The organism is Streptosporangium sp. NPDC006013 (assembly GCF_040614275.1).
In the GTDB taxonomy this organism is placed as follows: Bacteria; Actinomycetota; Actinomycetes; order Streptosporangiales; family Streptosporangiaceae; genus Streptosporangium.
The window spans coordinates 1-12493 of sequence record NZ_JBEXUE010000301.1 but is presented as its reverse complement, the minus strand read 5'-3'; the positions used below and the strand labels follow the sequence as shown (position 1 = coordinate 12493).

General features: G+C 70.7%; 9 protein-coding genes. 5 read left to right on the top strand and 4 right to left on the bottom strand.

What is annotated here, in order from left to right; translation table 11 throughout:
- The first annotated feature begins 297 nt into the window (after positions 1–297).
- The 4 genes from ABZ260_RS34210 to ABZ260_RS34195 are packed head-to-tail and all read left to right on the top strand — an operon-like array spanning position 298 to position 7578.
- Positions 298–1854: a SulP family inorganic anion transporter gene (locus tag ABZ260_RS34210; RefSeq protein WP_355626004.1), complete on the top strand. Its 1557-nt coding sequence runs from the start codon at positions 298–300 to the stop codon at positions 1852–1854.
- A complete protein-coding gene (locus ABZ260_RS34205) occupies positions 1851–4910 on the top strand; it encodes a DUF2309 domain-containing protein (protein ID WP_355626002.1) in 3060 nt (1019 codons plus the stop codon). The genes ABZ260_RS34210 and ABZ260_RS34205 overlap by 4 nt, the downstream gene beginning before the upstream one ends.
- Complete coding sequence (locus tag ABZ260_RS34200; RefSeq protein ID WP_355626001.1) at positions 4907–6271, top strand: proton-conducting transporter membrane subunit; 1365 nt, start codon at positions 4907–4909, stop codon at positions 6269–6271. Before ABZ260_RS34205 ends, ABZ260_RS34200 begins: the two co-directional genes overlap by 4 nt.
- Positions 6268–7578 carry a proton-conducting transporter membrane subunit gene (locus ABZ260_RS34195; RefSeq protein ID WP_355626000.1) on the top strand — a complete coding sequence of 437 codons (1311 nt, stop codon included), beginning with the start codon at positions 6268–6270 and terminating at the stop codon, positions 7576–7578. The genes ABZ260_RS34200 and ABZ260_RS34195 overlap by 4 nt, the downstream gene beginning before the upstream one ends.
- Before the next feature lie 100 nt (positions 7579–7678).
- On the opposite strand, the gene ABZ260_RS34190 is transcribed toward ABZ260_RS34195, so the two are convergent.
- Complete coding sequence (locus ABZ260_RS34190) at positions 7679–8647, bottom strand: aldo/keto reductase (protein WP_350963924.1); 969 nt, start codon at positions 8645–8647, stop codon at positions 7679–7681.
- Positions 8648–8927: 280 nt separating this feature from the next.
- Between ABZ260_RS34190 and ABZ260_RS34185 the strand changes: the two genes are divergently transcribed.
- Positions 8928–10271, top strand: a complete 1344-nt coding sequence (locus ABZ260_RS34185; protein WP_355625999.1) for a hypothetical protein — start codon at positions 8928–8930, stop codon at positions 10269–10271.
- Positions 10272–10481: 210 nt separating this feature from the next.
- On the opposite strand, the gene ABZ260_RS34180 is transcribed toward ABZ260_RS34185, so the two are convergent.
- Genes ABZ260_RS34180 through ABZ260_RS34170 form a run of 3 tightly spaced genes read right to left on the bottom strand, consistent with a single transcriptional unit; the run spans position 10482 to position 12384 of the window.
- Positions 10482–10712 carry a zinc-ribbon domain-containing protein gene (locus tag ABZ260_RS34180; RefSeq protein ID WP_355625998.1) on the bottom strand — a complete coding sequence of 77 codons (231 nt, stop codon included), beginning with the start codon at positions 10710–10712 and terminating at the stop codon, positions 10482–10484.
- 47 nt (positions 10713–10759) lie between these two features.
- A complete protein-coding gene (locus ABZ260_RS34175) occupies positions 10760–11647 on the bottom strand; it encodes a carbohydrate ABC transporter permease (protein WP_355625997.1) in 888 nt (295 codons plus the stop codon).
- On the bottom strand, positions 11644–12384 hold the full coding sequence (locus ABZ260_RS34170) for a sugar ABC transporter permease (RefSeq protein ID WP_355626003.1): 741 nt from the start codon (positions 12382–12384) through the stop codon (positions 11644–11646). The genes ABZ260_RS34175 and ABZ260_RS34170 overlap by 4 nt, the downstream gene beginning before the upstream one ends.
- Between the last annotated feature and the right edge of the window lie 109 nt (positions 12385–12493).

The following is a 12493-nucleotide window of genomic DNA, read 5'->3' as shown; positions in this document are numbered from 1 at the left end:
GCGCCGTGCCGGACGGAACGCGTGAACCGGCGCGGGACGCCGCCGTCACACTCCACCGCACCAAGCCGTCCCAGACGAGTCCGAAGACGGGCGGGGCCCGTGGTCCACCTGTGCGTACCGAGCACCTGTTCTCAGGCGCTCTCCGTACGCACCGCATCCGGCCGAGCGCGGCCGGAGTGGATCATCCCTGCCATCGTGAGGACCACGCTGATGCCCGAACGGCAAGACCCGAAGACCCATGACCGCTTACCGGCCGCGCGCCGGTTCACGTTCCAGAAATCGTTTCCGAAAGCGGATCTGAAATCCGGTTTCCTGGTTTTCCTCATCGCCCTCCCGCTCTGTCTGGGAATCGCGTTGGCCAGCGGGTTCCCGCCGGTCGCCGGTGTGTTGACGGCGATCATCGGGGGCGTCCTGGTCAGCCTGCTCGGCGGCGCCCCGCTGACCATCAAGGGCCCGGCCGCCGGCCTCATCGTGATCGCGCTGGGCGCGGTCCAGGAACTCGGCCAAGGCGACCTCGCCGCCGGATACCGGCGGGCGCTGGCCGTCGGCGTCGCCGCCGCGCTGATCCAGATCGTCTTCGCGCTGTGCCGGGTGGCCAGCGTCGGCGTGGCCATGTCCCCTTCGGTCGTGCACGGCATGCTCGCCGCGATCGGGGTCATCATCATCGCCAAGCAGACGCACGTCATGCTGGGGGTGAAACCCCATGGCGAGCGCCCCTTCGACCTGATCGCCGAGATTCCACACAGCCTCGCCCACGCCAACCCCCGCATCCTGCTGCTGGGCGCGGTGTCACTGGCGATCCTATTCGGCCTGCCGCTGATCCGCGCCCGGTGGGCCCACGCCGTGCCCGCCCCGCTGGTCGTGCTCGCCGTGACCGTGCCGGTCGGGTTGCTGTTCGACCTGCACAGCCCGCACGACTACCGCTTCATGGCCATGACCTACCACCTTGGCCCCGAGTATCTCGTCCGGCTCCCCGACACCCTGCTCGACGCCGTCGCCTTCCCCGACTTCTCCATGCTTCTCACGATGACCTCGCTGAAGTACGTGGTGATGTTCGCCCTGATCGGCACCATCGAGTCCACTCTCACGGTGCTCGCGGTCGACTCCATGGCACCGGGGAGGCGCCCCGCCGACCTCAACCGCGACCTGCTCGCCCTCGGCGGGGGCAATTTGGTGTCGTCCCTGGTCGGTGGCCTGCCGATGATCTCCGAGATCGTCCGGAGCAGGGCCAACATCGACGCCGGTGCCGTCTCGCGCCGGTCCAACTTCTTCCATGGAGCCTTCCTGCTGCTGTTCGTCAGCCTGGCCCCCGGCCTGCTCCAGATCATTCCCCTCGCCGTCCTGGCGGCCATGCTCGTCTACACCGGGACCCGGCTCGCCGCGCCCCGCGAGTTCCGCCACGCCAGGAGGGTCGGTCTCGACCAGCTGGCCCTGTTCCTGATCACAATGCTCGTCACGCTCGCCACCGACCTGCTCGTCGGCGTCGCGGCCGGGCTCGCCGCGAAGTTCGTCCTGCACCTGCTGCGCGGGGTGCCCGTCCCGGCCTTCTTCCACCCTCGCGCGCAGGCCGTCCGTACCGGTCAGGTGCTGCACGTCAGTATTCCCGGCGCCGCCATCTTCACGGCTCTGCTGCCCCTGCGGCGTACGGTGAGGCGCGCCGGCGGCGACGGTGCGGACATCACCGAGATCGTCATCGATCTCAAGGACGCCGCGGTGGTCGACCACACCTTCCTGGCCGGAACCGACGCGATGTCCAGGGAGTGGCCTGCGGCCACCCTCACCTTCCGAGGGCTCGACCGGCTGTGGCCCGTCTCGTCCCATCCGCATGCCACCAGGCGCAGGAGGCGGGCATGAACCACATCGGTATGGTCATGTACCCGATCAGGGAGGACCGACGTGTCGCCGTGGCGGACATGGTGGCGCGAGCGGCGAGCCTGCTGCCCGGGCAGGCGCCGTTGCAGACGTTCGTCCACCACAACACCCTGCATGCCTTCGAACACCTGCCCTTCGAGGAGGCCGTCGTCCGCGCGGCGCGGCTGTTCGGCACCGAACCCTTCCAGAGCGAGGCGGCCTTCCACGGCCACCTGGGTTCGGGGCGGATCCAGCGCGGAGACCTCGACGCGGTCGTCGGGCCGGTGACCGGCGGCGACATCCCGATCGTGCCGGGCGGCCCGACACGCCGCGAGTTCCACGCCCTACGGCTCCGGCACCTGCTCGACGTCCCCAGGGGCCCCGCGCTGCGCCGGCTGCTCCACGAGACGCCCCAGCTGTCCCGGTTCACCGTCCACATCGGCGAGCGGCGCCACGCCGAGCTGCTACGACAGGCCCGGCGAGACCGGCGCGGGCCGGCGGTGCCCGGATCGGGCGCGCGGGCACCGGTGGAGCAGCTGCTCGAACGACTCTGGAACCGGCTGAAACGGGTGGCGCCACCCCCGAGAGAGGCCGGGCGGCCGTCGCCGCGCCCGCGTGACCGGATCCTCGCCGTCACCGGAGCGGACCCCGACGAACTCGTCCACCCGCTGATGATCCGGCTCTGCGCGGCGTTCCTGGATCAGGGGGTCGCCTACTGGCCGATGCCGGAACGAGAACGGGGCTTTCTCGGCGCCTTCCGGCGGCTTTACGGCCGGGGCGGGGGCCCGCCCGACCGGTTCCTTCGCGGACTGGCCCCCGAGTTGAGGCGGCAGGAGGCGGAGTCCTGGACGGCCGAGCGGACCGTCGCGTGGGCCCTTGGCGAACTGGCGGTGCCCGAACGGGACTGGGCGGCCGTGATCCAGGCCACCCTGCTGTCGCTGCGCGGCTGGGCGGGCATGACGCGCCAGTTCGAGCACCGGCCCGACCGCTCGCCGGTCGAGGCGCGTCCCGCACGGCTGGTCGACCACCTGGCCGTGCAGCTCACCCTCGACGCGTACGCGGCACGCCACGTGGTGGCCGAGCGCCTCGGCGGTCGCGCCGCGCTCACCGACATCGATCGGCCTCCCCGGCTCGCTCCGGAGCCCGACCTGGAACTGGTGTACGAGGCGTTCGTCCTGGCCCAGATCATGCCGGTCGACACCGCGGTGTTCGCCGACGCCGGGCATGCGGCGGCCTGGCTGGCGGAGGTCAGGTCCTTCGACGGGATCGAGCGGCGCCGCCTGCTGCACCTCGCCTACGAGCGGCGCCATCGGATCGGGGTGCTCGACGCGCTCGCCGCGCACCACGCGCTCGCCGCGACGAGAAGGTCACCCCGTCCCGTGTTCCAGGCCGTGTTCTGCATAGACGAGCGGGAGGAGTCGCTGCGACGGCACCTGGAGGAGCACTTCCCACGGGCCGAGACCTTCGGCCACGCCGGTTTCTTCGGAGTCGCCATGATCTACCGGGGGCTGGAGGACGTGCGTCCGCGCCCTCTCTGCCCGGTCGGTGTCACGCCCCGGCATCTGGTCGTGGAGGAGCCGGTCGGCGGGACGTGGCCCCCTCGGCGCGAGAGCCCACACCGTCGCCGGGGCGCCTGGGGACGGCTGGTCGCGGTGGGGAACAGGACCCTGGTGCGCGGTGGTGCGCTCGCGCTGGTGGGTGGACTCGCCCACCTGTTCGGCCTGTTCGGCCGCTGCCTGCTCCCTCGCCTGTCCCACAGCTGGTCCCGGCGGCTCGGGGCCGGCGCGGCCACCGGGCCCGTCACCCGGCTGGCCGTCGAACGGGTCCTCACGGGCACGAGCGGTGACGGCCCGCTCAGGGGTTACTCCGTATCGGAGATGGCCGACGTGGTGTCGGCGGTCCTGCGGACCACCGGACTCGGCCGGGCTCTGTGCCCCGTGGTGCTGGTCGTCGGGCACGGCTCGTCCAGCCTCAACAACCCGCACGAGTCCGCGCACGACTGCGGCGCCACCGGTGGCGGGCGTGGCGGTCCGAACGCGCGCGCGTTCGCCACGATGGCCAACCACCCGGGGGTACGCGCGAACCTCCGCGATCGGGGGATCCACCTGCCGGAGGGCACCTGGTTCGTGGGCGCGTACCACGACACCTGCGACGACTCGATGACCTACTACGACGAGGACCTGGTGCCCGAGCGGTGTCGCGCGGAGGTCGGCAGGGCTCAGCAGGCCGTGGCCGCCGCGTGCGTCCTGGCCGCGCACGAGCGGTCCCGCCGTTTCGAGTCCGCGCCCGCGGACCTCTCGCCCGGTGAAGCGCCGGTCCACGTCGGGACCCGCGCCGTGGACCTCGGGCAACCCCGGCCCGAGTACGGGCACGCCACGAACGCGGTGTGCGTGGTGGGGCGGCGCTCGCGGACCCGCGGGCTCTTCCTCGACCGGCGGGCCTTCCTCGTCTCCTACGACCCGGACGGTGATCCCTCGGGGGAACTACTGGCGGGCCTGCTCCTCGCGGCGGGGCCGGTCTGCGCCGGCATCAACCTGGAGTACTACTTCAGCCACGTCGACCCGGTCGGCTACGGCTGCGGGACGAAGCTTCCGCACAACATCACGGGCCTGCTCGGCGTGATGGACGGGCACGCCTCGGATCTGCGGACCGGGCTTCCCTGGCAGATGGTCGAGATTCACGAGCCGGTACGCCTGCTGCTGGTCGTCGAGGCCGAGCCGGAGCGCCTGGCGGCGATCCTGCGCGCCCATCCCGGCCTGAACCGGCTCGTCGTGAACGGCTGGATCCGGCTCGTGGCGTGGAGCCCGGACTCCGGCGCGATGCGCGTGTTCCGCCACGGCGTCTTCGTGCCCCACATCCCGGAGACCACCGCGTTCCCCGTGGTGGACCGCTCCGCGCGGTTCTACGCGGGCGAGCGCGGCCATCTGGGCTGCGCCCACGCGATGGCCGCCTTCGAGGCGGAACCCCCCGAGGCCTGCGACGTGTTCGACCCGATGGGTTTCCCTGTCGTCGGGCACGAGCCTGCAGGTCACGGGCAGCGGGCCCGGGAGCCGCGGTGAGCCTCGCGATACACCGGTGTCTGCTGATCGCGATCGCCGGGCTGCCCCTCGGCGCGTTCCTGCTCCTGGCCGCACTCGCCTGGTGGGGCCGGGGACGCGCTGAGCGGACCGTCTCAACGATCGTCACCGTGGCCTTCGGGCTCGCGACGGTGTCAGCGCTCGTGCTCGCCGTCACCGTGACGCGCGGCGACCGTGCCCTGACGGTGCCGGTGACGATGCCGGTGACGGTGCCGGCGGGCGCCTGGTCCGGCGGCGGAGAGTACGGGTTCCACCTGCTGCTCGTGGGTGACCGGCTCTCGCTTCCCTTCGCCGCCCTCACGGCGCTCCTGGTGGGTCTCATCGGTGTCTTCTCGCAGCGGTACCTGCACAGGGAGCCGGGATACCTGCGGTTCTACCTGCTCCTCGCCCTGTTCGGGGTCGGCGTCGAGACCGTCGCCCTGTCGGGCGCGCTTGAGCTCGCCTTCGCGGGCTGGGAACTCGCGGGGCTGGCCTCGGCGCTGCTGATCGCCTTCTTCCACGAGCGGAAAAGGCCGGTGGAACACGCCCTGCGTGCGTTCCTGACCTACCGGGCGTGCGATGTGGGGCTGCCGGCAGCCGTCGTGTGGCTGCACCACACCACCGGCATGTCCACGGTCACCGGCGTCCTGCGCGACGGAGGGTGGGCGGGTTTCGAGGCGCCCGCGACCACTCAGGACGCGGCCCTGATCGGGATCCTGCTGCTGTGGGCGGCGATGGGGAAGGCCGCGCAGGTGCCCCTCGGGGGATGGCTGCCCCGCGCCATGGAGGGGCCGACGCCGTCGAGCGCCATCTGCTACGGAGCGGTCTCCGTCAGCATGGGCCCGTACCTGCTGCTGCGCACCGAGTCCGTGTGGGCGGGGGCGACGGCGGTGCGGATCGCGGTGGTCGCCGTCGGCGCGCTGACCGCCGTCCACGCCACCCTGTCCGGACGTGTCCAGACCGACATCAAGAGCGCGCTGGCCTACGCCTCGATGACCCAGATCGGAATGATCATGGTCGAGGCCGGACTGGGGCTGCGCTACCTCGCGCTGGCACACCTGGTCGCGCACGCCGTGTCGCGCAGCGCCCAGATCCTGCGCGCGCCCAGCCTGATCCACGACCATCACCACCTGGAGCGGATGACGAACGGGCCGCTACCGCGTACCGGAAAGCACCTGGAGCGCCTGATTCCCCGGGCGGCGCAGGCATGGCTGTACCGGTACGCGCTGGAAAGGGGCTACTTCGACGCCTGGCTGCGGGACTACGCGGTGGGCGGGTTCGTGCGACTGGTCCGGCGGGCCGACTCGCTGGACGATCGCTGGGCACGGTGGCTGAGCTGTGGCCGAGGGGAGCGGAAGTCATGATCGCACTGGTTCCGCTGCTGGTGGCGGCCGTTCTCCTGGCCGCGTCCTGCGCCGTCGCCAGGACCGTTGACCGGCGGCGTGCGCGCCACATCGCGGTGGTCTGCGCCACCGCCGCCGCCTCCGTCGCGACGCTGTCCGCCACGCCGCCCCTGGCGGGCCTGCTCGCCCCGCTCACCGGAGGTCACCTGTGGGGCCTGCTCGTGGCGGCCGTGCCGGACGGTGCCGCCAGGTTCGCGGGCATCCTGACCTGCCTGGCCGGCCTGCTGGTGGTCGCGATGAGCCCGCTCGCCGAACACCCGCCGGCGACCCTGGCCCGGATACTGCGCCTGCTGGCCGCCTCGTCGGGTTTCGGGGCCGTAGGGCAGGGCGGGGCGACGGTCGCGCTGTGGGCGCTCTCGGCCTGGCTGGTCTGGGCCGAACTGCGCCGGTGCGACGACGGGCTCGCCCGCCTGTTTGCCGCCTACCACGTGCCCGGCGTGCTGCTCCTCGGCGCGGGCACCGCGCTGGCGGCGACCGGCCACGAGGGGGCGGGGGCGGTACTCGTCGCCCTCGCGCTCGTGATCAGGTTCGCCCTGGTGCCCGCGCACGGCTGGTACCCCAGGTTTGTCGAGCGGGCTCCGATGGGGGTGGTGGTCGCGTTCGGCATCGCACCGCTCGGCATGCTCACCCGGCTCGACCTGCTCTCCGCGTTCCCCGCGCAGGAGGTCGCCTCGCTCGGTGTCCTGACCGCCGTCGCGGCCGCGGTGCTCGCGGTGGTGCAGGACAGGGCGAGGCGGGCGCTGGCCTTCCTCATGATGAGCCAGGGCGGGCTGGTCGTGTTCGGGCTCGGCGGCGATTCACCGATCGCGGTGTCCGGGGCGCTGCTGACCTGGCAGGCGGCGGCCCTGGCCCTGCCGGGATTCGCGATGTCCCTCGCCGCGCTGGAGGCTCGGCGGGGCCCGCTGTCACTGGCGACCCCCGATGGGAACTTCGCCAGGACCCCGCGCCTGGCCGTCGCGTTCCTGCTGTGCGGCCTCGCGGGCGTCGGTTTCCCGCCGTCCCTCGGATTCGCCGGTGATCACCTGCTGGTCCACGGCTCGGTCACCGGTTTCCCGCCGGCCTGGCCCGTGCTGCTCGGTGTCGTCGGCGTCAACGGGATGACGGTGATGAAATGCTTCCTCACCCTCTTCGCGGGCAGCCGCACCCACTACGGCGAACGCGACCTCGTCCCGCTCGAGGCCTATGCCCTCACGATCGTCATCGGTACGCTCCTGATCGGCGCCGCCTTCCCGGTGACGCCGGGATCCGCGTGGTTCGGTGGCTCGTAAAGCGCGGCAGGGGGCCGTTCCCCGGTAAGGGGTCCGGTGTGTCGCCGGTCGTCGGGTACTGCCGGCGAAGGTGGGCAGGAGGCTCCCGGTGTCGGCGGACTCAGCTCCAGGGAAGCGCGCCGCGCTCGGACCAGTAGCTCTCCGGGGTTTCCGCCAGTCCGGCGAGCCGCTCGTCGAGCTCATGGTCCCAGCCGGTCTCGACCGCGCCGAGGTTGTCGCGCAGTTGCCCGGCCGAGACCGCGCCGCTCAGCACCACCCCGGCCCACGGCCGTGCCAGTACGGCGGCCAGCGCGAGCGCGTCCGGTGTGGTGTCCCGCTCGCGCGCGGCGGCCAGGAGTGCGGCGGGCGCCGCCCGGGCGGTCAGCCGGCCGTTCGCCACGCCCTCCTTGACGATCACGCCCAGCCCCGCCTCGTGCGCCCGCGCGAGTGCCTCACCGGCCGAGCGCTCCAGCAGGTTCCACGTCGACTGCACCGTGTCGAACAGTCCGGCTCCGATCGCCCGATCGATCGTGTCCGCCTGGCGCGGCCCGCTCGTCGACAGACCGATCGCCACTCCCTCGGCCCGCAGCGCGCGCAGCCGGTCGAGCACGTCCTCGTCGTCGAGCACGCCGCTCTCCACGGTCGCCGAGTGGATCTGGTAGAGCGACAGGTGCTCGCCGAGCAGCGCGCGTGTCTGCTCCAACTGGACGCGCAGCCGGTCGGCGGTGAGTTCCTTCACCTCGTGCCGCTCGGCGTCCAGACGCCAGTCGCCGACGTAGGCGTATCCCCACTTCGAACCGATCGTGACCGCTCCCGGGGCGATCCCGCGCTCGCGCAGCCAGCCGGCGAGGAACTCCTCCGCCCGCCCGTACGAGCGCGCCGTGTCGAGGTAACGCACCCCCGCCGCCCAGGCGGCATCGAGTACGGCCCAGGTACGTGACCGCATCACGGCGATGTCGCGGTCGTCGCCGAGGTCCTCGGCGCGGCCGAGTGTGATGTAGGCGGGACGGCCGAGTGCGGCCAGGCCGAGACCGACAGGTGTCACGGTCAGACCGGTCTGGCCCAGAGGGCGTCGGACCAGCGAGTTCATGACCGCCAATATATCGGCCGCCAGATCCGGGGAGCGTCGTGTGAGGTGCCGCCAGGCCACTGGCTATATACCGAAATATCTGTATATGCAATTCCCGATAGCCGGCGAGTGTCGTTTGTTGCCGGAGTTGTGGCCAATATCTGCAATATGAGGTTTTTTCGCCTGCCTTCCTTTAGTTCAAGCAATTTCTGGACTTATGGTGTTCTGGGATTGAAAGTAGAAAGCAGCCTGGTCGGAAGGGATGTGGAGATGTTCCGGCTGGAACGACCTTGGAGGGCGTATGGGGAAGTGGCGGGTCGCGATCGTCGCGGTGCTGGTGCTGTTCGTCCTGGGAGCGGCCGCGCCGGCCCAGGCGCCGGCGGGGAAGTCGTACGAGGTGTGGCTGGTCGACCAGTCCAACACCGATGGGCTCTCCTACGGCGGCGCGGTCAACGTGTACTCCGGAGCTGAGGTCACCCACCGGCTGTCGGCCGCGCGGCCCGTCCACGTCATGGACCTGAGCGGTGCGACCTCGTCCCTCTGCCTGGCGAGCACCGGCAGCGTCCCCGTACGTCCCCACATGATTGTTTTCAACAAGGCCGACACCCACGCCGCGCTCGCCTTCGTCGCCAGCGGTCACGTGGTCGTCTTCGACGCCGCCGCCCGGCAGCCGCTCGCCTGCTTCCTCACCGAGGCCGGAGCGGGAGGGGTCCAGCAGGCCCATGCCCTCTGGCCCACCGAGGACGACAGGTACCTCGTCATCTCCAACCAGAACGGCAAGAAGCTGGAGCGCATCAGCACCGACTACGCGTCCGGCACCTTCGTCCAGCAGCCGGCCGCGACGATCGACCTGGCCGGATGCACCACCCCGAACGGGATACCGTGCCAGGCACCCCGGCTCCGCCCGGACAACGCGCCGATCTGCCCGTTCATCGCCTCGGACAACGGCCCGGTCTTCGTCAGTCTCCGGGGCGGCGGGATGCTCGTGGTCGACTGGCGCACGACGCCGATGTCGATCGTGGGGGAGTACGACGCGAGCAGGATCCCCGCGAACGGCTGCGGGTTCATCGAGGCCAAGGGGAAGGTCTTCGGGAACGGAGGCGGTGGCACGCCCAACCACCTCGACCAGTTCAGCGTCTTCCGGCTGCCGATGAGTGGTTACTCACCGGCCAACCCGCCGAACACTCCGGCGGTCCAGTCGCTCCTCAACGACGACTCGCCCGACCGCGACGCGCACGGCGTCCTCGCCTCCGACGAGGAGCGCTACGTCTGGGCCGGTGACCGCGCCGCCAATGTCGCCGAGGTCTTCGACGGGGCGACCGGTGCCCATGTCGGCACCGTCGACCTCGTCTCCCGGTTCAGCGCGGACCCGACGGTCGACCTCTTCGCCGTCTCGCCCGACCACGACTGGGCCTTCGCCTCGACGCGAGGGCCGATCCCGCTCTCCGGCGACCCGCACTCCTCCCACGGGACCGACCCGGGAATGCTGATCGTCAAGCTGACCGGAAACGGTAAGAAAGGCGTGGTCAAGGGCCTGATCCCGATCTCCAATGTGGACGCCGGCGGCCTCCAGCGCGCCGACGCCCACGGCATCCGCGTGCGGCGTACGGGCACCGTCCGGGCGGCAGCTGATTCGGCACCGTAAAGCGGAATCACTATAAATGTAAATAATTAACACTTCTTTGCTTGTTGGCGATAATTCCCTTCTTTAGTCTGATATGTCGCTATGTGTTCTTGGCAGGGCGGCTGCTCAGGGCGTGCCCGCGTGGTGACCGCGGGGGTTCGGTCTCCGGGAGCGCGGCGGTCCGGGACTCTCCGCCGCGCACCGGCCACGTGGCCACGCCGGACGCGGTGGTCAGCGGACCACCGGCCGCTCCGCCTCCTCCTTGGGGACGTCGTACGAGGCCGCGCAGAAGGTGCACTGCATCCCGTACCTCGTCCGCACCGGGAACAGCGGGACGAAGAACAGGCTGAACTTGGTCACCCGCCGCGAGAGCACCTGCGCCGCCGCGTTGCCGCAGTTGCGGCAGACCAGGGTCAGCACCCCGAGCCGGTGGACCACCGTGCGCAAACCGAAGATAAGCATCCCTCACACCTACCCGGTCCCGGCCGGTCAAGCGCGAGGGGCCCCCGCTACCCCTTGTCGGCCCCCTCGTTGGCGCCGCGGATGAAATAACGCTGGAAGATCACGAAGATGATCGCGACCGGGACGGTGGCCAGCACCGCCGCGCCGAGTTTGAGCGGATACTGGGTGCCGACCCCGAGGGAGCCGCTGACCAGATCGGCCAGGCCGCGCGGCAGTGTGAAGAGGCTGGGATCCTGGACGGCCACCAGGGTGTGCGGGAACTCGTTCCAGCTGCTCTGGAAGGAGATGATCGTCAGGGTGATGACGGCGGGGCGCCCCATCGGCAGCACCACCGACCAGAAGATGCGGAAACGGCCGGCCCCGTCGATCCGCGCGGCCTCCTCCACGCTCACCGGGATCGACTCGAAGAACTGCTTCATGATGAACACGCCGGCCGCGTCCGCGATCACCGGCAGGATCAGCGCGGTGTAGCTGTCGTAGATGCCGAACTGGTTCAGCACGAGGAACTTCGGGATGAACAGCACCACCCCCGGAACCGCGATGATCGCGACGATCGCCGAGAAGAGCGCCTGGCGCCCGCGGAAGCGCAGCCGGGCGAGCGCGTACCCGGCCAGGGAGTCGAGGAACACCCGGCCGACGGTGATGACGACGGTCACCAGCACCGAGTTGCCCAGCCACAGCGGCATGCCGGTGTCGGCGAACACGCGCTCGAAGCCGGCCAGCGTCACCGGGTCGGGGATCGGCGAGAGCGGGCTGGCCGAGGCGTCGGGCGCGGTCTTGAACGAGTTGGCGACCTGGATGACGAACGGGTAGAGGAAGACCAGCGAGAAGAAGACCAGGACGGCGTACCCGCCGAAGGTGGAGACCAGCGAGCGGATCCCGCCTGGCCGCTCCGGGCGGAGGGGGACGAGGCGATTCTTGGCCGCGGACATCATGCCCTCCTCTGGCGCGGCGTGCGGCGTTTCGCGTTCCCGCCGTCCTTGTCGCGCATGACCCATCGCTGGAACGCCGCCAGCACCACGATGAGCACGAACAGGATGAACGAGATGGCCGCGCCGGAGCCGTAGTCCAGCTCCTTGAAGGCCGTCTGGTACGACAGGAAGGCTGGGGTCAGGGTGGTTTTCGCGGGTTTGCCCTGGCTCATCACGTACACCTGGTCGAAGACCTGCCAGGTGGCGATCAGGCCGAGGGTCAGCACGAGGAACAGGGTGGGCTTGAGCATCGGCAGCGTCACGTAACGCAGGCGCTGGCGGAGGGTGGCGCCGTCCAGCATGCTCGCCTCCTCCAGGGTCACCGGGATGTCCTGGAGCGCGGCGAGGAACATCAGCATGAACGTTCCCGAGGTGGTCCAGACGACCAGGATGATGATCGTGCACATGGCCACGCTGGGGCCGGACAGCCAGTCCCACCACGACAGCCCGAACGGGCCGCCGCCGGTCAGCGCCTCGGGGGGCGCCTCGGGATCGACCAGGCCGACGGAGCCCAGTAACAGGTGCAGCACGCCTCGCGCGTCCGAGAACCACGGGGGCCCGTCGACGCCGACGAGCGCGAGCAGCCTGTTGACCGCGCCGGAGTTGCTGAAGATGAACAGGAACAGGACGCTGATCGCCACCGAGCTGGTCACCGACGGGAAGAAGAAAGCGGTGCGGAAGAAGGTCTTGCCCTTGAGGATCCGGTGGTTGACGACCGGGTAAGCAAACCCGCCTTACGGTGACGGCATGACCCACGCACACCCGCACACCCCCCACCACTCCGCCCAGCACGGCCACCACCAGCAGGAC

Coding starts and splice junctions, on each gene's coding strand:
- ABZ260_RS34205 (WP_355626002.1), top strand. CDS start 1,851: ATGAACCACATCGGTATGGTCATGTACCCGATCAGGGAGGACCGACGT.
- ABZ260_RS34195 (WP_355626000.1), top strand. CDS start 6,268: ATGATCGCACTGGTTCCGCTGCTGGTGGCGGCCGTTCTCCTGGCCGCG.
- ABZ260_RS34190 (WP_350963924.1), bottom strand. CDS start 8,647: ATGAACTCGCTGGTCCGACGCCCTCTGGGCCAGACCGGTCTGACCGTG.
- ABZ260_RS34185 (WP_355625999.1), top strand. CDS start 8,928: ATGGGGAAGTGGCGGGTCGCGATCGTCGCGGTGCTGGTGCTGTTCGTC.
- ABZ260_RS34180 (WP_355625998.1), bottom strand. CDS start 10,712: ATGCTTATCTTCGGTTTGCGCACGGTGGTCCACCGGCTCGGGGTGCTG.
- ABZ260_RS34175 (WP_355625997.1), bottom strand. CDS start 11,647: ATGATGTCCGCGGCCAAGAATCGCCTCGTCCCCCTCCGCCCGGAGCGG.